Below are 22,787 nucleotides of genomic sequence, written 5' to 3' on the forward strand. Positions count from 1 at the left end.
TATAAAATCGGTGAAAAAAAATCCCCTCCGCGTCGTTAAGCCCGACGAGGAAGGGATTGATTTACGTGACTACGTGTATGGGCGAATTATCGCCGTTAATTTGTCCAGGTTCAAGCGACCCAGAACAACCTTACTCGTCTTCGAGATAGGTATAGCCGTACAGTCCAGCCTCGAACTCTTCGAGGAACTGCTGTTGCAGTGCATCGTCCAGATCGGTCTGTTTAACCTGATCGCGGAAGTGGGTCAGCAGCGTTTTCGGATCCAGCTGCACGTACTGCAGCATGTCTGCGACAGTATCCCCTTCATCAGACAACTCAACTTCTACGCTGCCGTCAGGGAAGACGAACACGTCGACCGCTTCGGTATCACCGAACAGGTTATGCATGTTGCCAAGGATTTCCTGGTACGCGCCGACCATAAAGAAGCCCAGCATCGGCGGGTTCTCAGGATCGTACTCCGGCATCGGCATGGTGGTAGCAATACCATCGCCATCAACGTAATGGTCGATAGCACCATCAGAGTCGCAGGTAATATCCAGCAGCACCGCACGGCGCTCAGGGACCTGGTTCAGTCCTTCCAACGGCATGACCGGGAACAGCTGATCGATCCCCCACGCATCCGGCATCGACTGGAACAGCGAGAAGTTGACGTAAATTTTATCCGCCATCCGCTCCTGCAGTTCGTCAATGATCGGACGGTGCGCGCGGTTGCTCGGGTCGAGCTGCTTCTGCACGTCATGACACATGTTCAGATAGAGCTGTTCTGCCCACGCGCGTTCTTGCAGACTGAACGTGCCGGACGAATAGCCAATATGAACATCGTGCAAATCCATCTGACTGTCGTGCAGCCATTCACGCAGGGAACGACGGGTTCCCGGCTCATGCATCTCCAGCCAGGTTTCCCACATGCTTTGCAGGGCACGCGGCGCATCTTCAGCCGGAGGCGTAGCTTCGGTGTGTTCGCTACGCTCAACGCCGATGATGTTAGACACCAGCACGGTGTGGTGCGCGGTAACCGCACGACCGGATTCGGTGATTACCGTCGGATGCGGCAGGCCGTGTTCTTCACAGGCGTCGCCAATCGCCCAGATAATATTGTTGGCGTATTCGTTCAGACCATAGTTCACGGAACAGTCAGACTGCGAACGAGTACCTTCATAGTCCACGCCTAGTCCACCGCCCACGTCGAAGCACTGGATGTTCACACCGAGCTTGTGCAGCTCAACGTAGAAACGCGCAGACTCACGCACGCCGGTGGCGATATCGCGAATGTTCGCCATCTGCGAACCGAGATGGAAATGCAGCAGTTGAATGCTGTCCAGACGACCACGCTCGCGCAGCATTTCCACCAGCTGCAGCACCTGATTTGCCGCCAGGCCGAACTTGGATTTTTCACCGCCGGAGGACTGCCATTTACCGGAGCCTTGCGAGGCCAGACGCGCACGCACGCCCAGACGCGGGATCACATTCAGACGTTCGGCTTCATCCAGCACGATAGCGATTTCAGACATCTTCTCGATGACCAGATAGACCTTGTGGCCCATCTTCTCGCCAATCAGTGCCAGACGGATATATTCACGGTCTTTGTAACCGTTACAGACAATCACGCTGCGGGTCATACCGGCATGCGCCAGAACTGCCATTAGTTCCGCTTTAGAACCCGCTTCCAGTCCCAGCGGTTCACCGGAGTGGATCAGTGATTCAATCACGCGACGGTGTTGGTTGACCTTGATCGGGTAAACGAGGAAATAATCACCCTTGTAGCCGTAAGATTCGCGGGCGCGCTTGAACGCGGCGTTAATCGAACGCAGACGGTGTTGCAGGATCTGCGGGAAGCAGAACAGCGCAGGCAGACGCTGCCCCTGTGCTTCGCGGGCTTTTACCAGTTCGGCAAGGTCAACGCGCGCTTCCGGGACGTCTGGGTCCGGGCACACGCTAATGTGGCCGAGTTCGTTGACGTCGTAGTAGTTATTACCCCACCAGGCAATATTGTATGTACGCAGCATCTTGCTGGCTTCCTGGGAACTCATTGCAACCTCCTGCATGGAGCGTAGTACACCCTGTCCGCCTGCTGACGAAGGCGAACCCATAGAAATGTCGTCAGACATAGCGAACCTCAGATTTTATTAACAAGTGTAAAACAGTTGACTACTATCGCAATCCGAAGAGGCGATAACAACCCATAAACAGGCAGATTTTCCAGCAGATAGTGCTGACGCTCCGACTGTGCGACCGGTTTCTTTTTCATATCATTGTAAACACGTAACCGAACATAATGCTGACGGTTCGGCGAAACCACGAGAAAACTCTTGTTTACCAAGAGCGCCCTTGTTCAGTCCTTAGTGACCGTTACCGGCTCTTGAGTCCTGAGATACGCCGGGATGGGTATACACTTTATCCTTCATTCAGCCTCTTTGTTGGCTGCGCTCATTCGCCCCAGTCACGTACTACTCGTACGTTCAGGGGACTCATTCACTTGCCGCCTCGACGCAGCATGAAAGATTTTGTGTATATAACATCGACAGGTATGCAAAGCAGAAATGCAGATTGCGGGGGACAAATGCACACCAGAATGGTGTGACAGATTCAGCAGAATACAACGGTTCATTATCTCGTATCACCTCCACGGTTGCTCCAGACGGAACGAACCCACAAGCCAAAGCTAAAGTGTTAACCCGGCTGGAAGTGGCGACACGATGAAAACGTCGTGTGCTTTTTGTATAAGCCGCGCGCCGCGTTTTATACCGATAAGAATGCGAAAAAGCAAAAGATAAATGCGCGCATTGCCAGCACCGTCAGGAAAAATTTCCAGTTACATTTTCAGTACAATGCGATCGTAATCAAAAAAAGCTGGAAATCGGGCGAAGAACTGTCCTAAAATAGCCGTCCAGATGTTAATCCATCTATACCGATTAACACTCAGACTGCCAGTGTCCGAACTCTGCAGACTCATGGTAGAATCTTCTACACATGGCTATTCCACTCGACAGTTTGAGCTAACCAAATTCTCCTTAGGTGAAATTAAATATGGCAAAACACCTTTTTACGTCCGAGTCCGTATCAGAAGGGCATCCTGACAAAATCGCTGACCAAATCTCTGACGCCGTGCTGGATGCAATCCTCGAACAGGATCCGAAAGCACGCGTCGCCTGCGAAACCTATGTCAAAACCGGTATGGTTTTAGTTGGCGGTGAAATCACCACCAGCGCATGGGTCGATATCGAAGAGATCACGCGTAATACGGTTCGCGAAATTGGCTATGTGCATTCCGACATGGGCTTTGACGCTAACTCTTGTGCAGTATTGAGCGCTATCGGTAAACAGTCCCCGGATATCAACCAGGGCGTTGACCGTGCCGATCCGCTGGAACAAGGCGCGGGCGATCAGGGCCTGATGTTCGGCTACGCGACAAACGAAACCGACGTACTGATGCCAGCGCCGATTACTTACGCTCACCGTCTGGTACAGCGTCAGGCTGAAGTGCGCAAAAATGGCACCCTGCCGTGGCTGCGTCCAGATGCGAAAAGCCAGGTCACCTTCCAGTATGACGATGGCAAAATTGTCGGTATTGATGCGGTGGTTCTGTCTACTCAGCACTCTCAAGATGTTGACCAGAAAACACTGCAAGAAGCGGTGATGGAAGAGATCATCAAGCCGGTGCTGCCGACTGAATGGCTGAGCGCGTCGACCAAATTCTTCATCAACCCAACCGGCCGTTTCGTTATCGGTGGCCCAATGGGTGACTGCGGTCTGACCGGTCGTAAGATCATCGTTGATACCTACGGCGGCATGGCTCGTCATGGTGGCGGTGCATTCTCAGGTAAAGATCCGTCTAAAGTTGACCGTTCTGCAGCCTACGCAGCCCGCTATGTCGCGAAAAATATCGTGGCTGCCGGTCTGGCTGACCGTTGTGAGATTCAGGTTTCTTACGCCATTGGCGTGGCTGAACCAACCTCCATCATGGTTGAAACATTCGGTACTGAAAAAGTGCCTTCTGAGCAGTTGACCCTATTGGTGCGTGAGTTCTTCGATCTGCGTCCGTACGGCCTGATCCAGATGCTGGATCTGCTGCACCCAATCTACAAAGAAACCGCAGCTTACGGTCACTTTGGTCGCGAACATTTCCCATGGGAAAAAACCGACAAAGCGCAACTGCTGCGTGAAGCTGCCGGCCTGAAGTAATTTACTGAAGCCTCCGCTTAACAAGACCAGCCTGCAGGCTGGTCTTTTTTTGCCTGTACATCTTATCTTCCCTTTGCCTTTGCCCTTCAATGAAAGCGATTACATTAGCCCACTGTCATAATAGGCTGATTCCACATCCCTTTATTTTTTCATTTTCATTACTGTTACATTATTTTTCAGGAATGTCTTAATCACAGACAATCACTCATCGCTTAATTTTATAAAAATTTATATTTTTCAGATAATTAACTCATACACCATATAAATACCAGTGTAAACGATTACACTAATGTGATGTGAATCTCATTTTTTTACCCCGCACTCACCTACCCTTAACATCAACAAAAATAAGTTACCCAACCGGAGGGCATCATGCCTGGGAATAAAAAACAGGGGCGTTCCAACAAAGCCATGACATTTTTTGTCTGCTTTCTTGCCGCCCTGGCAGGATTACTTTTTGGCCTGGATATCGGCGTGATTGCCGGTGCGTTACCGTTCATCACCGACGAATTTCAAATTACCCCACACACTCAGGAATGGGTGGTCAGCTCCATGATGTTTGGCGCAGCTGTAGGTGCTGTCGGCAGCGGCTGGCTCTCCTTCAAGCTGGGGCGTAAAAAAAGCCTGATGATCGGCGCGATCCTGTTTGTTGCCGGCTCACTGTTCTCCGCCGCTGCGCCTAACGTAGAAGTGCTGCTTCTCTCCCGTATCCTGCTGGGTCTGGCTGTGGGCGTTGCGTCCTACACTGCACCACTGTACCTGTCTGAAATTGCACCGGAAAAAATTCGTGGCAGCATGATCTCGATGTATCAGCTGATGATCACCATCGGGATCCTCGGTGCCTATCTGTCCGATACCGCCTTTAGCTATAGCGGTGCATGGCGCTGGATGCTGGGCGTGATCATCATTCCTGCCCTGCTGCTGCTGGTTGGCGTATTCTTCCTGCCGGACAGCCCGCGCTGGTTCGCCGCTAAACGTCGCTTCGTCGATGCCGAACGCGTGCTGTTGCGTCTGCGTGATACCAGTGCAGAAGCTAAACGCGAGCTGGATGAAATTCGTGAAAGCCTGCAGGTAAAACAGAGTGGCTGGGCACTGTTTAAAGAAAACAGCAACTTCCGCCGCGCGGTATTCCTTGGCGTACTGTTACAGGTTATGCAACAGTTCACCGGGATGAACGTCATCATGTACTACGCGCCAAAAATCTTTGAACTGGCGGGCTATACCAATACCACCGAACAGATGTGGGGCACCGTTATCGTAGGTTTAACCAACGTACTGGCTACCTTTATCGCCATTGGTCTGGTTGACCGTTGGGGTCGTAAACCGACGCTGATCCTCGGCTTTATCGTGATGGCTGTCGGTATGGGCGTGCTGGGCACAATGATGCACATTGGTATCCACTCCGCTGCCGCCCAGTACTTTGCCGTACTGATGCTGCTGATGTTTATCGTTGGCTTCGCGATGAGTGCCGGTCCGCTGATTTGGGTACTGTGCTCTGAAATCCAGCCGCTGAAAGGCCGCGATTTCGGTATCACCTGCTCTACCGCAACCAACTGGATTGCCAACATGATCGTCGGCGCAACCTTCCTGACGATGCTGAACTCGTTGGGCAGCGCCAACACCTTCTGGGTCTACGGCGGCCTGAACGTCCTGTTCATCTTCCTGACCTTGTGGCTGATTCCGGAAACCAAAAACGTCTCCCTGGAACACATTGAACGTAACCTAATGAAAGGCCGTAAACTGCGCGAAATTGGCGCCCACGACTAATCACCTGCGGCTTCCTCCCCTGCCGGGGGGAAGCCTGCCTCTTGCAGTCCTTTTCCTGTCGCACTATCCTCTGGCGTTATGAAAACCTCCCGTCTCCCCATCGCCATCCAGCAAGCCGTTATGCGCAGCCTGCGGGAAAAACTCGCCCTCGCCAATCTCAAGCTCGAACGCAATTATCCGGAACCTAAGCTCGTGTACCAACAGCGTGGCACTGCTGCGGGTACAGCGTGGCTACAAAGCAATGAAATTCGCCTCAACCCGGTGCTGTTGATGGAAAACGTCGAGGCGTTTATCAACGAGGTCGTACCGCATGAACTGGCACATTTGCTGGTGTGGAAGCACTTTGGCCGCGTGCCGCCTCACGGGAAAGAGTGGAAATGGATGATGGAAAGCGTGCTGGGCGTTCCGGCCCGGCGTACGCATCAGTTCGAACTGCAATCCGTGCAGCGCAATACCTTTACTTACCGCTGCAAGTGCCAGGAGCATCAGTTGACCGTCCGCCGACATAACCGCATTGTGCGCGGTGAGGCCACCTACCGCTGCGTCCACTGCGGCGAACCGTTGATTCCCGAGTCGCAGGAAAACCCGGCGAAGGCCTGACATCCTCGTTCATCAATCTAAAAAAGATAATGAACTCAACGTTTCCTGCAATAAGATCCTTTCCTCCCCCTTCAGCGTTTGCAGCGGAAAGGGGAGACAAGGAGCAGACACTTTTCCCATCATTTCTGCCACCGTCGCGATCACCCTCAGGCTACCGTGCCGTTGATAAAAGGCCCACAGAGGCTGGAGCGCGCTATCCAGTTGCCGGGTTTTGACGTGATCTCCCGTCAACGCGGCATTGGCTAAAGCACGTGAATAATGCGGGAACAAGCCTGCCAGGACCGAATACCAGACATCGCCTCCGGCTAACAGTCCTGAGGCAGCCTGACCGTCGCCACTGACACCAATAGAGACGCCTGCCGGAAGACTGTTTTTTAGCCTGGTGATCCGTTCAGAGGTGAATGAAGCCAGTTTAATCGAACCAATAGCCGGTAAATTTGACAGCGCGATAAGCAGGTCATCGCTAAATTCAAACCCGGTGGTGGCGGGATTGTCATAAATACATAGCGGCACCGACAGCTCACGAGTGACTCGATCGTACAGATCAAAAACTTCATCCACGTTCAGCCGCTGGTAAGAGACCGGGGCCATCAAAACACCGCTGACACCCGCCTGCTGCGCATCATCGATAAGATGCAGAATTTCTTCGACTCGTACGCTGCCAATGCTGGTAATAACGGGGATACCAGATGCCGCCTCTAGCGCAAGCCGGGTAACGCGTAGGCGCTGTTCACGCGTCAGGTATGCATAGCTCCCGGTAGAACCCAGCACACCGATGGAATCAACGCCGGCACCGGCAATATTCTCAATCAGAGAAAGCCATGTATTTTCATCAACCTCACCCGCCCTCAGCGGCGTAAGCGGAAACGCGCTCAACCCTTTCTTCATCTTTTTCCCCGGTCATTAATTCGTTAAAAACGGCTGTTATCCAGGCAATCTGCGCAACGCCCTGGTTCGCACTCGTGACACGCTACTGTATGAGCAGGCGCGCTAAACAAGCAAACGATGATCCGCCGATAGCGCCTTGTTACTCAAAAGTAATTTCTGGAACTTATATGATTTAGCTGATTGCATCTGCCCGACGCTTTCGTTACGTTGCGGGCTCGTTTTGACACGGAGTGTGTGATGTACCGTAATCTTTCTATGGCAGTGGCGTTATTGGCCACTGCGCTCTCTGGCCCGGCATTCGCCGAAGGTATCAACAGTTTCTCCCAGGCGAAAGCCGCTGGTGTAAAAGTTAATGCCGATGCGCCCGGCGATTTCTACTGCGGCTGTAAAATTAACTGGCAGGGCAAAAAAGGGGTCGTGGATCTCGAGTCCTGCGGCTATAAAGTGCGGAAAAATGAAAACCGCGCCAGCCGTATTGAATGGGAACACGTAGTTCCGGCCTGGCAATTTGGTCATCAACGCCAGTGCTGGCAGGACGGTGGACGTAAAAACTGCGCCAAAGATCCGGTCTATCGCCAGATGGAAAGCGATATGCACAACCTGCAACCGGCAGTGGGTGAAGTAAATGGCGATCGCGCGAACTTTATGTACAGCCAGTGGAACGGCGGTGAAGGCCAGTACGGGCAGTGCGCTATGAAGGTCGATTTCAAAGAAAAAGTGGCTGAGCCGCCAGCCCGCGCCCGCGGCGCCATCGCGCGCACCTATTTTTACATGCGCGACCAGTACAACCTGACGCTTTCCCGCCAGCAAACCCAGCTTTTTAATGCCTGGAATAAACAGTATCCGGTGACCGATTGGGAGTGTGAACGCGACGAACGTATTGCGAAGGTGCAGGGCAATCATAACCCATACGTGCAACGCGCTTGCCAGGCGCAAAAGAGCTAACCTACACTAGCGTCAATATTTTTAACCCATGCCCTGGTGTTTTGCAGCCCAGGGCCATGACGCGGATGGTTACCTATGCGCATTCCTCGCATTTATCACCCTGAACCACTCACGGCAGGCAGCCAGATTTCACTGTGTGAAGATGCCGCCAACCATATCGGTCGCGTGCTGCGCATGGGGCCGGGCCAGGCTCTTCAACTATTTGATGGCAGCAACCAGGTGTTTGACGCCGAGATCACGCACGCCAGCAAGAAAAGCGTGGATGTGAAGATACTGAGCGCCGAACTCGACGATCGCGAATCCCCTTTGCATATTCATCTTGGGCAGGTGATGTCGCGCGGTGAAAAAATGGAATTTACTATCCAGAAATCGATTGAACTGGGTGTAAGCCTCATTACGCCACTTTTTTCTGAGCGCTGCGGCGTTAAACTGGACAGTGAACGCCTGAACAAGAAGCTCCAGCAGTGGCAGAAAATTGCGATTGCCGCCTGTGAGCAGTGCGGTCGTAACCGGGTGCCAGAAATCCGCCCGGCGATGGATCTGGAAGCATGGTGCGCCGAAGAAGATACAGGCTTGAAGCTAAACCTGCATCCACGCGCCAGTGCCAGTATTAACACGCTGCCGCTGCCGGTAGAACGCATCCGACTGCTGATTGGCCCGGAAGGCGGGCTGTCGGCAGATGAAATTGCCATGACTGCACGTTATCAGTTTACTGATATCCTGTTGGGACCTCGCGTTCTGCGTACTGAGACAACTGCGCTCACCGCCATTACCGCGCTACAGGTGCGATTTGGCGATCTGGGCTAAAGCCGCCTATTAGGCGTTATTGTCGTAGCCAGTTTGAACACGACAGCGCACAACAACCGGAGCGTACACGCAGTATGTGAGGATTGTGAGCACTGCCCAGGTTCAAACTGGCAAGAAAAATAGCCTAAGAGGTTGGGTTTTTAACGGAGAAGAACAATGATCAAGCTCGGCATCGTGATGGACCCCATCGCAAGCATCAACATCAAGAAAGACTCCAGCTTCGCTATGCTGCTGGAAGCGCAACGTCGTGGTTACGAACTTCACTATATGGAGATGGCCGATCTTTATCTGATTAACGGAGAAGCCCGCGCCCGTACGCGTACCCTGAGCGTAGAGCAGAACTACGACAAATGGTATGAGTTCAACAGCGAGCAGGATCTGCCACTGGCTGACCTGGATGTCATTCTGATGCGTAAAGATCCGCCGTTTGATACCGAGTTCATCTACGCCACCTATATTCTGGAACGTGCAGAAGAACAAGGGACGCTGATCGTGAACAAACCGCAGAGCCTGCGCGATTGTAACGAAAAGCTGTTCACCGCCTGGTTCGCCGACCTGACACCAGAAACGCTGGTCACGCGTAACAAAGCGCAGCTGAAAGCCTTCTGGCAAAAACACAACGATATCATTCTCAAGCCGCTGGACGGCATGGGTGGTGCGTCGATCTTCCGCGTGAAGGAAGGCGATCCGAACCTCGGCGTCATTGCCGAAACGCTGACCGAACACGGCACCCGCTACTGCATGGCGCAAAACTACCTGCCAGCGATTAAAGACGGTGACAAACGCGTGCTGGTGGTCGATGGCGAACCCGTTCCCTACTGCCTGGCACGCATTCCGCAGGGCGGTGAGACCCGTGGTAATCTGGCCGCTGGTGGCCGTGGAGAGCCCCGTCCACTGACCGACAGCGACTGGGAAATTGCGCGCCGTATCGGGCCAACGCTGAAAACCAAAGGTCTGATTTTTGTCGGTTTAGATATCATTGGCGATCGCCTGACGGAAATTAACGTCACCAGCCCGACCTGTATTCGCGAAATTGAAGCAGAGTTCCCGGTGTCCATTACCGGTATGTTGATGGATGCCATTGAGGCTCGCTTAGCCAAGTAAACCTGCGCCGGATGACGACGCCACGGTGTCTTATCCGGCCTACAATTGCACCCCGTAGGCCGGATAAGGCGAAGCCGACATCCGGCAAAGCTTTTTTCAGAGGGTGACAACTCAACGCTTTGCCCACATACTGGGCGCTGTTGCTTTTTTGAACCAGGAAACAGAACCTCTGACAATGAATTTACAGCATCACTTTCTTATTGCCATGCCTGCTCTCCAGGATCCGATTTTCCGCCGCTCCGTGGTGTATATTTGCGAACATAATGAAAACGGCGCTATGGGGATTATCGTCAATAAGCCCTTGGAAAACTTACAGATTGAAGGGATTCTGGAAAAGCTGAAAATTACCCCAGAGACACGCGATCCGGCGATTCGCCTGGATAAAGCTGTGATGCTCGGTGGCCCGCTAGCAGAAGACCGTGGGTTTATTCTGCATACCCCACCTTCACGCTTCGCCTCCAGCATTCGTATTTCGGACAACACCATTATCACCACCTCTCGCGATGTGCTGGAAACCTTAGGTACTCAGGAACAACCTTCTGAAGTGCTGGTCGCCCTGGGGTATTCATCATGGGAAAAAGGCCAGCTGGAGCAAGAGTTGCTGGATAACGCCTGGCTCACTGCCCCTGCCGATCTCAACATTCTGTTTAAAACACCGATTGCCGACCGCTGGCGCGACGCGGCCAAACTTATCGGGATCGATATCCTGACCATGCCCGGTGTGGCGGGACATGCATAATGAGCGAAACATTACTCTCCTTTGATTTTGGGACCAAAAGTATTGGCGTGGCGATCGGTCAACGCATTACCGGCACCGCCAGACCGCTGCCCGCCATCAAAGCGCAGGACGGCACGCCGGACTGGAATGTGATTGAACGCCTGCTGAAAGAATGGCAGCCGGATGAAATCATTGTCGGTCTGCCGCTCAATATGGACGGCACCGAGCAGCTGCTTACCGCACGCGCACGCAAGTTTGCCAACCGTATTCATGGCCGTTTTGGCGTCACCGTCACGCTACACGATGAACGTCTGAGCACCGTCGAAGCTCGTTCTGGCCTGTTTGAGCAAGGCGGGTACCGCGCGCTGAATAAAGGCAAAGTAGACTCTGCCTCTGCCGTCGTTATTCTCGAAAGCTATTTCGAACAAGGCTACTAAGGCTCATATTTACAGCCTGCCCTGCGCCTGTCGCTGTTGCAGGCTCTGGGCAAACGTCTGCATACCTGCCTGTTGCCCGGTTTGTATCACACCGGGTAGCTGGTGGGTTTTCCCTTCACGGATCAGATTACCAACAGCCGCCGAATTAACGAGAAGTTCGAATAACGCCACCCGCCCACCCTGCCTGTCGGCCTCCAACTTTTGCGCGAGCACCGCCCGCAAGCTACCCGCCAGTTGATTACGTACCGGATCTTTCTCCTGTGCGGGAAACGTATCCACCAGCCGCTCTATCGCCTGCGCCGCGCCGCGCGTATGCAGTGTTGCCAGCACCAGATGTCCCGTTTCCGCCGCGGTGAGCGCCAGACGAATCGTTTCGCTGTCGCGCAGTTCTCCGAGTAAAATCACGTCCGGGTCTTCACGCAACGCCGCTCGCAGACCGGTGGAAAAAGATGGGCAGTGCACACCAATCTCACGCTGTTGGATCAGACAACGATGGCTGGTATAGCGGTACTCGATCGGGTCTTCCAGCGTCAGAATATGGCCGTCAACGTGCTGATTGAGAGAGTCCACCATCGCCGCCAACGTCGTCGACTTACCGCTACCCGTCGCCCCCGTCACCAAAATCAACCCGTTTTCGCTGTGCAGCAGCTCTGGCAAAATGGCGGGAGCCTGCAGCTCATCTAACTGTGGGCAGGCCACCGGCAGCAGTCTCAGCGCCAGTGACGTTCCCTGCTGATGAGCAAATGCGCTGGCCCGTAAACGACGGGAATCCGCCAACTCGATAGCAAAATCAACCTGGCCATTTTCCCGCCACTGTACCTGTTGTTGCTCATTGAGCCAGGCCAATAGCAACACGTCCACGTCTGGCGCGGTAAACGGTGCTATTTCTACCCTCCCACATATGCGCCAGCGCGCAGGCCATGCATTGCACAGGTGTAGATCCGACACATTATGCTTTACACTAAGGGCCACTATTTCTTCCATATTCATATGAACATCCTCGGAAAATGAACGATATCGCGCATAACCTGGCACATGTCCGGGACAAAATCTCAGCCGCCGCGACGCGTTGCGGGCGGTCTTCAGAAGAAGTTACGTTGCTTGCAGTGAGCAAAACCAAACCTGCGAGCGCCATCGAAGAAGCCATTGCCGCCGGGCAGCACGCTTTTGGTGAAAACTATGTTCAGGAAGGTGTGGACAAGATCCGCTACTTCAAAGAAAACGGTGCCACCGGTCTGCAGTGGCACTTTATCGGCCCGCTGCAGTCCAACAAAAGCCGTCTGGTGGCTGAACATTTTGACTGGTGCCATACGATAGACCGTTTGCGCATCGCCACCCGTCTCAGTGAACAGCGCCCGGTAGACCTACCGCCGCTGAATGTGCTGATTCAAATAAATATCAGCGATGAGAACAGCAAGTCTGGTATTCCGCTGGCTGAGCTTGATGCCCTGGCCGCAGACGTCGCCGCTCTGCCGCACATTACCCTGCGTGGACTGATGGCAATCCCGGCGCCTGAGTCAGATTATGTAAGGCAGTTTGAAGTTGCACAGCAAATGGCTGTAGCATTTGCCGGGTTGAAAACTCGCTACCCAACTATCGATACACTCTCACTGGGAATGTCTGATGATATGGATGCCGCCATCGCGGCGGGTAGCACGATGGTGCGCATTGGCACTGCCATTTTTGGTGCTCGTGATTACACAAAAAATTAAGGAAAACTGAGGAACACCATGAATACGTTGACCTTCCTGCTCTCAACGGTAATTGAGCTGTATACCATGGCGCTGCTATTGCGCGTGTGGATGCAGTGGTCTCGCTGCGATTTTTACAACCCGTTTTCGCAGTTCATTGTAAAAATCACTCAGCCTATTATTGGGCCGTTACGCCGCATTATTCCCCCTATGGGGCCGATTGACAGCGCATCGTTACTGGTCGCGTTAGTGCTCAGCTTTATCAAGGCCATTGTGTTGTTCAAAGTGGTCACGTTCCAGCCCATTATCTGGATCGCCGCCGTACTGATCGTCCTGAAGACTATCGGGCTGCTGATTTTCTGGGTACTGCTGGTGATGGCTATCATGAGCTGGGTTAGTCAGGGCCGCAGCCCTGTAGAATACGTACTGATTCAACTGGCGGACCCGCTGCTGCGCCCTATTCGTCGTATTCTTCCGGGTATGGGTGGGATCGACTTCTCGCCAATGATCCTTGTGCTGCTACTCTATGTCATCAACATGGGGATCGCAGAAGTGTTACAAGCAACAGGCAACATGCTGCTGCCGGGGCTGTGGATGGCGCTATGAGTGCCGTAACACCCTGCGATGACGGTCTGGTTTTACGGCTCTACATTCAGCCTAAAGCCAGCCGTGACAGTATTGTGGGTTTACATGGCGACGAAGTAAAAGTCGCCATTACCGCCCCACCGGTCGATGGGCAGGCCAACAGCCATCTGGTGAAGTTTCTCGGTAAACAGTTCCGCGTGGCGAAAAGCCAGGTCGTTATTGAGAAGGGCGAGCTTGGCCGCCACAAACAGGTTAAAATCATTCATCCGCAACAGATCCCGCCAGAAATTGCGGCGCTAACTGATTAGGTATCCCATGCAAAAAGTTGTCCTCGCGACCGGCAATGCCGGTAAAGTGCGTGAACTCGCCTCTCTCCTGAGCGATTTCGGGCTTGATGTCGTTGCCCAAACGGATCTGGGCGTTGATTCCGCAGAAGAAACCGGCCTGACATTTATTGAAAACGCCATTCTGAAAGCGCGTCATGCCGCGCAAATCACCGGTCTGCCGGCCATTGCCGATGATTCCGGCCTGGCCGTGAACGCACTCGGCGGCGCGCCGGGGATTTATTCGGCTCGCTATTCTGGTGAAGATGCGACTGACAGACAGAACCTGGAAAAACTACTGCACACTCTGCAAGATGTCCCGGACGAAAAACGTCAAGCGCAGTTCCACTGTGTGCTGGTGTATATGCGTCACGCAGATGACCCAACCCCGATTGTGTGCCATGGGGCCTGGCCTGGTATGATTACCCGTGAACCTGCCGGAAACGGCGGTTTTGGTTACGACCCCATTTTCTTTGTACCGTCTGAGGGTAAAACCGCAGCTGAGCTGACCCGTGAAGAGAAAAGTGCTATTTCCCACCGTGGGCAGGCGCTGAAGTTGCTGCTGGATGCGCTGCGTAATGGTTAAGCTGCCGCCACTGAGTCTTTATATTCATATCCCGTGGTGCGTGCAGAAATGCCCCTACTGCGATTTCAACTCGCATGCGTTAAAGGGGGAAGTTCCCCATGATGATTACGTTGGGCATCTGCTGAGCGATCTGGATGCCAACGTCGCCTACGCGCAGGGACGCGAAGTAAAGACCATTTTTATTGGTGGCGGTACGCCGAGCCTGCTCTCTGGCCCGGCAATGCAAACGCTGCTGGATGGCGTGCGTGCGCGGCTGAATCTGGCGGCGGATGCCGAAATCACGATGGAAGCCAATCCGGGTACGGTAGAAGCCAATCGCTTTGTTGATTATCAACGCGCCGGTGTGAACCGTATTTCGATTGGTGTGCAGAGTTTTAGCGCCGCCAAACTTGAGCGTCTGGGGCGTATTCACGGACCGGAAGAAGCTAAACGCGCGGCACATCTGGCGAGCAGTCTGGGGTTACGCAGCTTTAATCTCGATCTGATGCACGGCCTGCCGGATCAAACGCTGGAAGAGGCGCTGGGCGATTTGCAGCAAGCCATTGAGCTTAACCCACCGCATCTCTCCTGGTACCAGCTCACTATTGAGCCTAACACGCTATTTGGCTCCCGTCCGCCGGTATTACCAGACGATGACGCCCTGTGGGATATTTTTGAGCAAGGCCACCAGTTGCTGACCGCCGCCGGATATCAGCAGTACGAAACTTCGGCCTATGCAAAGCCGGGCTATCAGTGTCAGCACAACCTGAACTACTGGCGATTTGGTGACTATCTTGGCATTGGCTGCGGGGCTCACGGCAAGGTCACCTTCCCGGACGGACGCATCCTGCGCACCACCAAAACGCGACATCCGCGCGGTTACATGCAGGGGCGCTATCTCGAAAGCGAGCGTGATGTTGCCGAGGCTGATAAGCCGTTTGAGTTCTTTATGAACCGCTTCCGCTTGCTGGAGGCCGCACCACGTACGGAATTCACGCACTACACAGGGCTTGCCGAAGAGGTGATTCGTACACAGATTGATGAGGCTATCGCCCAGGGATATCTGACGCAAAGCGATGAGTACTGGCAGATTACCCAGCACGGTAAGCTGTTTTTAAACTCACTGCTGGAGCTGTTTCTGGCGGAGTAACGCGGAAAACCGTAATGAACGTTGGCCTGATGAGCGTAGCGCCATCAGGCAATTTTCCTGATGGCGCATTAAAATCAAATCCAGCCCCATGAGGCTATCGGCTACAAATTTATTTAATAATACCTTTGCGTCGTAAATCAGTAATATCCCTATCCCAGCGCTCATACTCATTTTTTAACTGACTGCTTTGCGTATCCAGTGCCATCCCCTGTCGACGCAGTTCACTTTGCTGGTTATAAAGCGGTTTCAGCCTTTCATCGTACGCGGCCATTTCTTCATTAATTTTTGCGCTCATGAGCGCGTGCTGGCGGTAATAGTCTCGCTTTTGCTCGTTAAGCGCGGTATCACGCGCTGCACGCAATGGCACAGCATCACACTCTGGTTTAGCCTGGCAGACTGCAAGCGCGGGATCGTATACGGTTTTATAGTAATGATTCTCGTAGGTAAGCGGATCATTTTGCTTGTCAACCTCGTACATTTTCTCCAGTTTTTCCTGCATAACATCGCTACGAGTGCGCGGCTTGCCATTCGTATCCACCCCCCATGATTGCTTAATTTGCGTATCAATGTCAGTAATCTGTTTTTCTATTTTCTCTATCTGACTCAGCGCTTTTTCCTGCGCAATTTTTTTATCGTGATAGATAGACTCTATTTTTGCCAGCTTCGGGTAAAAATTACTGTCGGTAATGACGAGGTAATGATCTTTATTTTCTGTTTTGGGCAGCGGATAACCAATAACCTTTGCCGCCGTCTGCATGGAAAAAAATTCCGTCCGCCACCCTGAGGCGGGCGTGCCAACGGATGTCACCATAGCCGAGAATTTAATCTGGTGACCCTTAACCCAGTTTTTTTCCATAAATTTATAATCACCCGCCATCCCTACCATGTTATAGAGATCTTCAGTAGCAGACATATCGCCTTCTGCCGACCAGGTTGCCTGATTACCTTCAGCCCTAATCAACTTCAACGAAATATCGTCCAGCCGCATAAGGCCAGTAAAGTCGGCATAAAACTGGTCTTTAAGAATGTTGTCTGTCGGCGGGGTAACATCATCAGCCCGGCAATACGCTGAAGCCAGTGTCAGCAGTGCAATTCCAGCAATCCATTGTTTTTTCATTCGTGGGCTCCACCCAAAATAATCACAATGGTTATTATAATCAAAAGTATTATTGTGCGGAAATGACTGATGTGTGTACAGAAACGAACCCCGGTCAGATGACCGGGGTGACTGGATTAGTACTGATTAAACATTTCCTGGATCTGCTTAGGATCCTTGGTCTGTGTCAGCGCAAGCTGCAGCAGCACGCGGGCTTTTTGCGGGTTCAGAGAACCTGAAGCCACAAATCCGTACTTCGCATCATCAACTTCAGCATCCTGCGTGGTGAAGCCAGTTGGTACGCGGGAAGAACGCACAACAACGGTGCCTTTGTGCGCAGCGGTTGCCAGCGTATCAAAAATAGTTTTATACAGGTTACCGTTACCCACACCCGCACTTACAATCCCGGCGTAACCGGCATCGACCAGCGCTTTGGCCGGCAGATCGGAGGCGTTAGCGTAGTTATAAATAATGCCCACTTTCGGCAACTCACTCAGCTTAGAAACATCGAATGGCGTTGCGGAGGTGTGCTTACGGGCAGGCGTACGCTGGTAGTCAATTTTGCCATTATGAATGTAGCCCAGTGGGCCATAGTTGACTGCTTTGAAGGTCGCTACATCCGTGGTGTTGGTTTTGGTCACATCACGACCATCGAGGACGGTGTCGTTCATCACCACCAACACACCACGATTAGCAGAGGTTTTGTCTGCTGCGGTAACCACTGCGTTATACAGGTTGAACGGGCCATCAGCGCTCATACCTGTAGACGGACGCATTGCACCGACCAGCACAACCGGCTTGTTACACTTGACGGTCAGGTCGAGGAAATACGCGGTTTCTTCCATGGTATCCGTACCATGTGTTACCACGAAGCCGTCGGTTTTATCACACTCGGTATTGATCTTCTTCGCTAGCGTTAACCAGACGTCGTCGTTCATATCCTGAGAGCCGATATTCACCACCTGCTCACCTTTAACGACTGCAATATCTTTCAGTTGCGGCACAGCTTCAACCAGATTTTCTACGCCGACCTTACCTGCCGTGTAGTTGGATTTTGTTGCGGAATCACCGCCGCCAGCAATCGTCCCGCCGGTAGCCAGAATGGTGATATTGGGTAATGCGAGCGCCGCGCCGCTGAATCCCATAACCAGTGCTGCCAGTGCCGTTCTCTTGAAAAACTCCATGTTAATTCTCCAGTCACTTGAATTTGCTGCATTATGTCTATCTTGCAGATGAATAATGTGACGCATTCCAATTAACCAGATTTATATTTCTATGAAATTGTTATTCTTAGAGATGGATATCAAAAAGACAGAAAAGTACAAAATAAAACGGCACAGAAATGTTTCTGTGCCGTTAAAGAGAAGTAAATGCTATTTTAGGCCGTTAACCAATGCCTTACGGTCATCTTCCAGCGTCACGACGCGCGCGCAAACATCTTTGCCAAACTGCTGGAAGTCTTTCTCCTGATTCTTCCATTCATTCTGGATCGAGGTTTGCAAACCGCCGAGACTGCCGAGCACGCCCTGCAGTGGGTTACCGCCACCTTTGAGCACCGCTTTGGCACCCATTTCGTTGATGCTGTCCTGCAGAATACCGCCCATCGCCTGATTCACCAGTTGCTGTCCGTCAGCACGAACCTGGTCAATCGCCTTATAATGGAAGGTCAGACCATCAGTACGATGCTCGATGATCCGATTCATCTGCTCTTTCAGTTGGGCGTCAAGCTTAGTTAAACGACCACGCATGTTGCTGCTTTCACCGACTTCTTTGGCGATAATTTTATCCAGCGCCACACGGCCTTTCTCGACGCGCTCTCTGGCGCCATCGTCAATCCACGGCAGGCTGCTACGCAACGCCGCCTGATAATCTTTTGCCTGCTCACGCTGTGCGGCGCTTAAGGTGTACTGCTTACCGTTAAAGGTAACATTACCCGTTGGGGTAATAACCAGATCGCCGTTTTCACCCTTCACCTGCACCGTTTGCGGACTCAAAATCACATCGTCACGCGGGGTGACGCTGCACTTATAATCAGCATGTGCGGCCATCGCCGTGAACGTCAGGACTGCCGCCAGCAGCGTTTTGCGCATCATATCTATCCCTCAATACAAATCGGGCCGGCATTTGCCGACCCTGTGCTACTTAGTCCCACCAAACATCGAAAAGTTCGCTGGTGCGCACTTCTTCAAGTTTGTGCTCTTCCAGCCACTTACGCACAATCGTCTGATGTTCTTCAGTACATTTGCCGATTTCCTGCAGGCAAATCAGACCTTCCCAGGCCAGATAGCCACTGCCGTCATAGGCCAGCTTGTTCGGCTCAATAACCTCATTGATAAAGTCATCAACGATTTTATCGACCTGCTCTTCAGATGTGCCTTCCGGAAAACGCCATGCAACCGAAAATCCAACTTCCTGGAATTCGTCGATGTGCATTTTTTTACGCAGACGACGGCTACGGTTCTTTGCCATTATTTCACCCTCTCGAACATTAAGTCCCATACGCCGTGGCCAAGACGATGACCACGCTGTTCAAATTTGGTTACCGGGCGCGATTCCGGGCGCGGTACATAATCGTTACTCTCAGACTGGTTTTTATACCCGTCAATAGAGGACATCACTTCAAGCATGTGTTCCGCATAGGCTTCCCAGTCGGTAGTCATGTGGAAAACGCCGCCCAGCTTCAGTTTACTTAAAATATGCTCAGCAAACGGTACCTGAACGATACGGCGTTTATTATGACGCGCTTTATGCCACGGGTCAGGGAAAAAGAGCTGAACCATCGATAAAGAATTGTCAGGAATCATTTTATGCAGTACTTCAACGGCGTCATGGCACATCACACGCAGGTTTTCGACACCTTCTTCATGGGCAGAAGCCAGGCACGCGCCAACGCCAGGAGAGTGTACCTCGATGCCGAGGAAGTTCTGTTCCGGGCGCGCTTTGGCCATTGCCACCAGCGAAGCACCCATACCAAAACCTATTTCAAGCGTCACCGGTGCGTCACGGCCAAACAGCGCGGTAAAATCGACCGGCGCTTCGCTAAACTCAACGCCCATCACCGGCCAGTAGTTTTCCAGCGCGTGTTCCTGCCCTTTGGTCAGTCGCCCCTGGCGACGAACAAAACTACGAATCCGGCGCAGCGGGCGGCCGTTTTCATCAAATTCCGGTGAAATGACGTCGTTCTTCATAAAAGTTTAGTCTGCTGTGTTTGAGTTCTGAAAACGGGCATTATCCAAAGTTAGTTGCCGGATGCAAGTAAAGGAAGAAAGTCAGCTGCGGAAAGTTCCGGTTTACACCCTTCGACCTCTGTGCTGCAATCTTGCCCCCAGCAATAATGAAACGGTAATCATGCAAGCGTCTCAATTTTCAGCTCAGGTGTTGAGCTGGTACGACAAATACGGGCGGAAAACGCTGCCCTGGCAAATTGACAAGACGCCTTACAAAGTATGGCTTTCTGAGGTCATGCTGCAACAAACGCAGGTTGCGACCGTTATTCCTTATTTTGAACGCTTTATGGCGCGCTTTCCAACGATAACCGATTTAGCCCACGCCCCGCTTGATGAAGTCCTGCATTTGTGGACCGGGCTGGGGTATTACGCTCGTGCGCGCAATCTGCATAAAGCCGCTCAGCAGGTGGCGACGCTGCATGGCGGCACCTTCCCGCAAACCTTTGATGAAGTGGCCGCCCTGCCCGGCGTTGGACGCTCTACCGCAGGCGCGATCCTTTCGCTCTCTTTGGGTCAGCATTTTCCGATTCTCGACGGCAACGTCAAACGCGTGCTGGCGCGCTGCTATGCTGTCAGCGGCTGGCCGGGGAAAAAAGAGGTCGAGAAAAAACTGTGGGCGCTGAGTGAACAGGTTACGCCCGCCAACGGCGTTGAGCGATTTAATCAGGCGATGATGGATTTAGGCGCGCTTGTCTGTACGCGTTCAAAACCCAAATGCTCCCTGTGCCCATTACAAAATGGCTGTGTGGCTACCGCCAATGCAAGTTGGGCACAGTACCCGGGTAAAAAGCCCAAACAGACGTTACCGCAGCGCACAGGCTATTTTTTACTGATGCAGCATAACGATGAGGTGTTACTCGCGCAGCGTCCACCCAGCGGCTTATGGGGCGGATTATACTGTTTTCCGCAGTTTGAAGATGAAGATGGGCTGCATCAGTGGCTGGCGCAACGGCAAATTAACGCAGATAATCTGACCCAGCTTACTGCGTTTCGCCATACCTTTAGTCATTTCCACTTAGATATTGTGCCTATGTGGCTTCCCGTGTCCTCATTCACCGCCTGCATGGATGAAGGCAACGCGCTCTGGTATAACTTAGCGCAACCGCCGTCGGTCGGACTGGCGGCTCCCGTGGAGCGTTTGTTACAGCAATTACGCGTCGGTGCGCAGGTTTAACGTGCCGGTCGATAAAGAGGATTTTTTATGAGCAGAACGATTTTTTGTACTTTCCTGCAACGTGAAGCAGAAGGTCAGGATTTTCAGCTGTACCCAGGCGATCTGGGAAAACGCATTTATAACGAGATCTCGAAAGAAGCATGGGCGCAGTGGCAGCACAAGCAAACCATGCTGATTAACGAGAAGAAACTCAACATGATGAACGTCGAGCACCGTAAGCTGTTGGAACAGGAGATGATCAACTTCCTGTTTGAAGGCAAGGACGTGCACATTGAAGGCTATACGCCAGAGTCATAAGAACCGTTGCCGGATGGCGCTGTGCTTATCCGGCCGACGATTTAATCTGGTCCTTGCAAATAACCAACACAACACGCCCCCCCGGAATGATGAAAAAATTTCTCGCGCTTGCCGTTATTGCGCCGTTGCTCATCTCCTGTTCCAGTTCGACCAAAAAAGGCGATTCCTATAACGAAGCCTGGGTCAAGGATACCAACGGTTTTGATATTCTGATGGGGCAGTTTGCCCATAACATTGAGAATTTGTGGGGATTTAAAGAAGTGCTGATCGCGGGTCCGAAGGACTACGTCAAGTATACCGATCAGTATCAAACCCGCAGCCACATCAACTTTGATGACGGTACAATAACCGTGGAGACCATTGCCGGGACAGATCCTGCCGGGCATTTACGACGGGCAATAATCAAGACCTTGCTGATGGGAGACGATCCGGGTTCCATCGATCTCTATTCCGATGTCGATGATATCAAGATTTCCAAAGAGCCGTTCCTCTACGGGCAGGTCGTTGATAATACCGGTCAGCCTATTCGCTGGGAGGGACGCGCAACAAACTTCGCCAACTACCTGCTGCAAACTCGACTGAAGAGCCGGAGTAACGGCCTGCGCATTATCTACAGCGTGACAATTAATCTGGTACCAAACCACCTTGATAAGCGTGCGCATAAGTATGTCGGCATGGTTCGTCAGGCATCGCGTAAATATGGCGTCGATGAGGCGCTGATCCTCGCCATCATGCAAACTGAATCCTCCTTTAACCCGTATGCGGTCAGCCATGCTGATGCTCTGGGCCTGATGCAGGTCGTGCAGCACAGCGCCGGGAAGGATGTGTTCCGCTCTCAGGGCCGATCCGGTACGCCAAGCCGTAGCTTCCTGTTTGACCCGGCCAACAACATTGATACTGGTACCGCCTATCTGGCGATGCTCAACAATGTCTATCTGGGCGGAATCGATAACCCAACCTCGCGTCGTTACGCCGTTATTACTGCGTATAACGGCGGGGCGGGCAGCGTGCTGCGCGTGTTCTCCAGCGATAAAATTCAGGCTGCAAATATTATCAACAGCATGTCGCCAGGGGACGTTTATCAAACATTAACCACCCGACATCCGTCGGCAGAATCACGCCGTTATCTTTATAAGGTCAATTCTGCACAAAAATCCTATCGACGCCGGTAATGTTTTCCCTCTTCTGTCGCGTAAAACGAAGGGCAGAAGAGGGAGAAAGTGTTAACCGCG

General features: G+C 52.5%; 25 protein-coding genes and 1 pseudogene. 16 read left to right on the top strand and 10 right to left on the bottom strand.

What is annotated here, in order from left to right; genetic code table 11:
* Positions 1-130 precede the first annotated feature (130 nt).
* The 3 genes and pseudogenes from speA to IMQ48_RS23165 form a co-directional block, all read right to left on the bottom strand.
* A complete protein-coding gene (gene speA, locus IMQ48_RS14910) occupies positions 131-2,107 on the bottom strand; it encodes a biosynthetic arginine decarboxylase (protein ID WP_196209656.1) in 1,977 nt (658 codons plus the stop codon).
* Positions 2,108-2,115: 8 nt separating this feature from the next.
* A complete protein-coding gene (gene yqgB, locus IMQ48_RS14915) occupies positions 2,116-2,247 on the bottom strand; it encodes an acid stress response protein YqgB (protein ID WP_137382624.1) in 132 nt (43 codons plus the stop codon).
* Positions 2,248-2,505: 258 nt separating this feature from the next.
* Positions 2,506-2,607, bottom strand: a pseudogene (locus IMQ48_RS23165) (hypothetical protein); the annotation flags it as partial.
* A 419-nt stretch (positions 2,608-3,026) separates the two neighbouring features.
* Here IMQ48_RS23165 and metK point away from each other — a divergent pair.
* The 3 genes from metK (at position 3,027) to IMQ48_RS14940 (ending at position 6,548) form a co-directional block, all read left to right on the top strand.
* Positions 3,027-4,181: a methionine adenosyltransferase gene (gene metK / locus IMQ48_RS14930; protein ID WP_196209658.1), complete on the top strand. Its 1,155-nt coding sequence runs from the start codon at positions 3,027-3,029 to the stop codon at positions 4,179-4,181.
* Between the two features lie 372 nt (positions 4,182-4,553).
* Positions 4,554-5,948: a galactose/proton symporter gene (galP, locus tag IMQ48_RS14935; RefSeq protein ID WP_196209659.1), complete on the top strand. Its 1,395-nt coding sequence runs from the start codon at positions 4,554-4,556 to the stop codon at positions 5,946-5,948.
* Between the two features lie 78 nt (positions 5,949-6,026).
* A complete protein-coding gene (locus IMQ48_RS14940; RefSeq protein WP_196209660.1) occupies positions 6,027-6,548 on the top strand; it encodes a SprT family zinc-dependent metalloprotease in 522 nt (173 codons plus the stop codon).
* Between the two features lie 12 nt (positions 6,549-6,560).
* On the opposite strand, the gene IMQ48_RS14945 is transcribed toward IMQ48_RS14940, so the two are convergent.
* Positions 6,561-7,436, bottom strand: a complete 876-nt coding sequence (locus tag IMQ48_RS14945) for a dihydrodipicolinate synthase family protein (RefSeq protein ID WP_196209661.1) — start codon at positions 7,434-7,436, stop codon at positions 6,561-6,563.
* A 237-nt stretch (positions 7,437-7,673) separates the two neighbouring features.
* Between IMQ48_RS14945 and endA the strand changes: the two genes are divergently transcribed.
* The 5 genes from endA (at position 7,674) to ruvX (ending at position 11,447) form a co-directional block, all read left to right on the top strand.
* Positions 7,674-8,381 (top strand): deoxyribonuclease I, encoded by a 708-nt coding sequence (endA, locus tag IMQ48_RS14950; protein ID WP_196209662.1) that lies wholly within the window; start codon positions 7,674-7,676, stop codon positions 8,379-8,381.
* 75 nt (positions 8,382-8,456) lie between these two features.
* Positions 8,457-9,188, top strand: coding sequence for a 16S rRNA (uracil(1498)-N(3))-methyltransferase (gene rsmE / locus IMQ48_RS14955; protein ID WP_196209663.1), 732 nt, complete (start codon positions 8,457-8,459; stop codon positions 9,186-9,188).
* A gap of 156 nt (positions 9,189-9,344) precedes the next feature.
* Positions 9,345-10,292 carry a glutathione synthase gene (gene gshB, locus IMQ48_RS14960; protein ID WP_196209664.1) on the top strand — a complete coding sequence of 316 codons (948 nt, stop codon included), beginning with the start codon at positions 9,345-9,347 and terminating at the stop codon, positions 10,290-10,292.
* Positions 10,293-10,467: 175 nt separating this feature from the next.
* On the top strand, positions 10,468-11,031 hold the full coding sequence (locus IMQ48_RS14965; RefSeq protein WP_196209665.1) for a YqgE/AlgH family protein: 564 nt from the start codon (positions 10,468-10,470) through the stop codon (positions 11,029-11,031).
* Positions 11,031-11,447, top strand: coding sequence for a Holliday junction resolvase RuvX (gene ruvX, locus IMQ48_RS14970; RefSeq protein WP_196209666.1), 417 nt, complete (start codon positions 11,031-11,033; stop codon positions 11,445-11,447). The genes IMQ48_RS14965 and ruvX overlap by 1 nt, the downstream gene beginning before the upstream one ends.
* Before the next feature lie 9 nt (positions 11,448-11,456).
* On the opposite strand, the gene IMQ48_RS14975 is transcribed toward ruvX, so the two are convergent.
* Complete coding sequence (locus IMQ48_RS14975) at positions 11,457-12,437, bottom strand: type IV pilus twitching motility protein PilT (protein WP_196209667.1); 981 nt, start codon at positions 12,435-12,437, stop codon at positions 11,457-11,459.
* Between the two features lie 17 nt (positions 12,438-12,454).
* On the opposite strand from IMQ48_RS14975, the gene IMQ48_RS14980 reads away from it, so the two are divergent.
* The 5 genes from IMQ48_RS14980 to hemW are packed head-to-tail and all read left to right on the top strand — an operon-like array spanning position 12,455 to position 15,761.
* Positions 12,455-13,159: a YggS family pyridoxal phosphate-dependent enzyme gene (locus IMQ48_RS14980; protein WP_196209668.1), complete on the top strand. Its 705-nt coding sequence runs from the start codon at positions 12,455-12,457 to the stop codon at positions 13,157-13,159.
* An 18-nt stretch (positions 13,160-13,177) separates the two neighbouring features.
* Positions 13,178-13,744, top strand: a complete 567-nt coding sequence (locus IMQ48_RS14985) for a YggT family protein (RefSeq protein ID WP_096755742.1) — start codon at positions 13,178-13,180, stop codon at positions 13,742-13,744.
* The gene (gene yggU / locus IMQ48_RS14990; protein WP_003027101.1) at positions 13,741-14,031 is read left to right on the top strand and encodes a DUF167 family protein YggU; all 291 of its coding nucleotides are present in this window, start codon (positions 13,741-13,743) and stop codon (positions 14,029-14,031) included. Before IMQ48_RS14985 ends, yggU begins: the two co-directional genes overlap by 4 nt.
* Before the next feature lie 7 nt (positions 14,032-14,038).
* Positions 14,039-14,632: an XTP/dITP diphosphatase gene (locus IMQ48_RS14995; RefSeq protein ID WP_196209669.1), complete on the top strand. Its 594-nt coding sequence runs from the start codon at positions 14,039-14,041 to the stop codon at positions 14,630-14,632.
* Complete coding sequence (gene hemW / locus IMQ48_RS15000) at positions 14,625-15,761, top strand: radical SAM family heme chaperone HemW (protein WP_196209670.1); 1,137 nt, start codon at positions 14,625-14,627, stop codon at positions 15,759-15,761. The genes IMQ48_RS14995 and hemW overlap by 8 nt, the downstream gene beginning before the upstream one ends.
* Before the next feature lie 109 nt (positions 15,762-15,870).
* On the opposite strand, the gene IMQ48_RS15005 is transcribed toward hemW, so the two are convergent.
* The 5 genes from IMQ48_RS15005 to trmB all read right to left on the bottom strand — a co-directional run bounded on the left by IMQ48_RS15005 (position 15,871) and on the right by trmB (position 20,045).
* On the bottom strand, positions 15,871-16,878 hold the full coding sequence (locus IMQ48_RS15005) for a DUF1202 family protein (RefSeq protein WP_196209671.1): 1,008 nt from the start codon (positions 16,876-16,878) through the stop codon (positions 15,871-15,873).
* A 116-nt stretch (positions 16,879-16,994) separates the two neighbouring features.
* Complete coding sequence (gene ansB, locus IMQ48_RS15010; RefSeq protein WP_196209672.1) at positions 16,995-18,041, bottom strand: L-asparaginase 2; 1,047 nt, start codon at positions 18,039-18,041, stop codon at positions 16,995-16,997.
* Between the two features lie 189 nt (positions 18,042-18,230).
* Positions 18,231-18,950, bottom strand: coding sequence for a DUF2884 domain-containing protein (locus IMQ48_RS15015; protein ID WP_196209673.1), 720 nt, complete (start codon positions 18,948-18,950; stop codon positions 18,231-18,233).
* A gap of 49 nt (positions 18,951-18,999) precedes the next feature.
* The gene (locus tag IMQ48_RS15020) at positions 19,000-19,326 is read right to left on the bottom strand and encodes a YggL family protein (RefSeq protein WP_196209674.1); all 327 of its coding nucleotides are present in this window, start codon (positions 19,324-19,326) and stop codon (positions 19,000-19,002) included.
* A complete protein-coding gene (gene trmB, locus IMQ48_RS15025) occupies positions 19,326-20,045 on the bottom strand; it encodes a tRNA (guanosine(46)-N7)-methyltransferase TrmB (protein ID WP_196209675.1) in 720 nt (239 codons plus the stop codon). The genes IMQ48_RS15020 and trmB overlap by 1 nt, the downstream gene beginning before the upstream one ends.
* Positions 20,046-20,205: 160 nt before the next feature.
* Here trmB and mutY point away from each other — a divergent pair, with 160 nt between their 5' ends.
* From mutY to mltC, 3 genes are all read left to right on the top strand, one after another.
* On the top strand, positions 20,206-21,258 hold the full coding sequence (gene mutY, locus IMQ48_RS15030) for an A/G-specific adenine glycosylase (protein ID WP_196209676.1): 1,053 nt from the start codon (positions 20,206-20,208) through the stop codon (positions 21,256-21,258).
* Between the two features lie 27 nt (positions 21,259-21,285).
* On the top strand, positions 21,286-21,555 hold the full coding sequence (locus tag IMQ48_RS15035; protein WP_003027126.1) for an oxidative damage protection protein: 270 nt from the start codon (positions 21,286-21,288) through the stop codon (positions 21,553-21,555).
* Positions 21,556-21,641: 86 nt separating this feature from the next.
* Positions 21,642-22,727: a membrane-bound lytic murein transglycosylase MltC gene (gene mltC / locus IMQ48_RS15040; protein ID WP_196209677.1), complete on the top strand. Its 1,086-nt coding sequence runs from the start codon at positions 21,642-21,644 to the stop codon at positions 22,725-22,727.
* Positions 22,728-22,787 lie beyond the last annotated feature (60 nt).

This window comes from Citrobacter sp. Res13-Sevr-PEB04-36, from assembly GCF_015672735.1.
Lineage (GTDB): Bacteria > Pseudomonadota > Gammaproteobacteria > Enterobacterales > Enterobacteriaceae > Citrobacter.